This window comes from Ruegeria sp. Alg231-54, assembly GCF_900143525.1.
Taxonomy (GTDB): domain Bacteria; phylum Pseudomonadota; class Alphaproteobacteria; order Rhodobacterales; family Rhodobacteraceae; genus Ruegeria.
On sequence record NZ_FREZ01000035.1, the window covers coordinates 1 to 2,463 of the forward strand.

The window sequence follows — 2,463 nt, forward strand, 5'->3', positions numbered from 1 at the left end:
TGGAACAGTCGATCTCGGCTCCTTTGGTCCTGTCCTCAACCGTTTGGCGCTTTCGCCGTCTGGAAACGGTTTTCACGTTGATTCCAGGTTCGCGGCTCAGCTCCGCGTTCAAAGCTTGCGATCGCTGTATTGTTGCGCGGATGACATGCGTTGTCGTGGCGCAGCCGTGACGTATCTGTCCCATAAGATTCCATCGAATGGATCGCACCATCAAACCTTCGGATCAAACACCTGGGAATGTTCATTGCCACGATCATGGCTGCCGTTGGGTTTTCGTCGTGGATGGGAGATGGCAACTTTTCGAGTTTGCATTGGTCGACGAGGCAGTGACCTGCGGTGTTGAATTCTATCGCGTAATTGCTGAGGCTTGGGTACTGGGCGTAGTGGGTCGCGCCGCCTCCGGCCAAGGTAATTTGGTTTACCCAATCACTGAACTCGCTTCGTTGTGCGATAAGTGGCACAAACCGATAGGCGGGATCGGCATCCAATCCTAGCAACGAGACCACAAATTCTACTTGGTGGGTCCGCCCAGGGTTCCCGCCCAAACCTATTAGGCGGCAGAGTTCGCACTTCGCCGCCATAAGCTCCACAAAGCCCTTAGTCTACTGCAAGTTCTGTAACTTCGCGGCGGAAGGGCAGAGCGTCACCGATATCCTTGCCATCGAGTTCCCGCGCGTAGCGGTGACCGGCATAGGTTGCCCAAGCGATCGGGCCCGGTGCATTGGCGTCGCCGATCAGGACGCTGCGCCCGCCACTTGCAGGTGTCGGCAACGGAGCCTCGCATAACTTGCGACGCAGGCCAGTAGCTGGGTCCGCTGCCGACACTGCCTCGGCAAAGGTAGCCGAAGGAGTGGTGCGAAGCGTTGTTGTTGAATGGCCCGGCACTACACGTTCACGCAGCTGCGATTTGACTAGCCTTTTCGACCAGTACTTCGGCCTGACGGATCGAGGCATAGTCGATCAGGCGACCATCCAGAGACACAGCGCCTTTGCCAGCCGATTCAGCCTCGGACATGGCAACGAGTATGCGCTGTGCTTTGGTGACTTCGGCATCTGATGGCGACATGACCTCATTGGCCAGGGCAATCTGGCTGGGGTGGATAGCCCATTTTCCTTCACATCCCAGAACGGCCGCTCGTTTCGCTGCCGCGCGATACCCGTCTGGATCCTGAAAGTCACCGAAGGGCCCGTCGATCGGGCGCAGGCCGTTGGCTCGGGCGGCGACAACCATGCGGGCTAGCGCATAGTGCCACATATCGCCCCAATGCGTCATGCGTCCGCCATCTGCATCCGCATCGGTCAGAACGGAATAGTCGGGGTTTACACCGCCGATGATTGTGGTTCGGGCACGGGTCGATGCCGCATAGTCGGCAACCCCGAAATGCAAGCTTTCGTTGCGTTTTGAGGCGGCCGCAATCTCGCTGACGTTCTGCATGCCAAGCGCGGTTTCGATGATGTGTTCGAATCCGATCCGTTTCTTGTACCCTTTGGCGTCCTCGATCTGCGTCACCAGCATGTCAACTGCATAGACATCCGCAGCGGTTCCAACCTTGGGGACCATGATCAGGTCCAGCCGTTCGCCGGCCTGTTCGACCACATCCACTACATCGCGATACATATAGTGCGTGTCCAGCCCGTTGATCCGCACCGACATGGCTTTGTTGCCCCAGTCGATATCGTTCAGCGCCTCGATGATGTTCTTGCGGGCCTGTTCCTTTTCATCAGGCGCGACGGCGTCTTCCAGATCGAGGAAGATTACGTCAACATCTGACTTTGCGGCCTTTTCGAACATGTCGGGCTGACTGCCGGGGACGGCTAGTTCGCTGCGATTAAGGCGGGCAGGGGCTTGATCGATGTTATGAAAGCTCATGTTTTGGGTCCTTCGTATTACAGGTTTGGATAGATCGGGAATTTTGCGCAAAGCTCTGCAACCTCGGCTTTGACTTTGGCTTCGACGGTGCCATTGCCGTCTTCGCCATTGGCAGCTAGGCCGTCGACCACCTCGATGATCCAGTCGGCGATCTGGCGGAACTCGATCTCGCCAAAGCCGCGGGTGGTGCCGGCGGGGGAGCCCAGACGGATGCCCGATGTAATGGTCGGTTTTTCCGGGTCAAACGGCACGCCGTTCTTGTTGCAGGTTATATTCGCCCGGCCCAGAGCCTTGTCGACAATGTTGCCGGTCACGCCTTTGGGTCGCAGATCGACCAGCACCACATGGGTGTCGGTACCGTGGGTCACCGTGTCCAGACCGCCCTTGATCAGCTGGTCCGACAGCGCCTGTGCGTTCACGATGACCTGCTTGATGTAATCCTTGAACGCGGGCTGCAGCGCCTCGCCAAAGGCCACGGCCTTGGCTGCGATCCCATGCACCCGCGGGCCGCCCTCAATGCCGGGGCAGATGGCCGAATTCACGTTCTTCGCGATATCTTCATCATTGGTCAGGATCATGCCGCCACGCGGMCC

3 protein-coding genes and 1 pseudogene are annotated in these 2,463 nt (G+C 58.2%); all 4 read right to left on the reverse strand.

The window, feature by feature from the left end:
• Positions 1–35: 35 nt before the first annotated feature.
• Positions 36–488, reverse strand: coding sequence for a hypothetical protein (locus DHN12_RS25350; RefSeq protein ID WP_199913587.1), 453 nt, complete (start codon positions 486–488; stop codon positions 36–38).
• A gap of 109 nt (positions 489–597) precedes the next feature.
• Positions 598–885: a hypothetical protein gene (locus tag DHN12_RS24560; RefSeq protein WP_159090224.1), complete on the reverse strand. Its 288-nt coding sequence runs from the start codon at positions 883–885 to the stop codon at positions 598–600.
• A gap of 7 nt (positions 886–892) precedes the next feature.
• Positions 893–1,870, reverse strand: coding sequence for a CoA ester lyase (locus tag DHN12_RS24295; RefSeq protein ID WP_108862496.1), 978 nt, complete (start codon positions 1,868–1,870; stop codon positions 893–895).
• Positions 1,871–1,887: 17 nt separating this feature from the next.
• Positions 1,888–2,463: pseudogene (gene glyA, locus DHN12_RS24300) on the reverse strand (serine hydroxymethyltransferase); the annotation flags it as partial.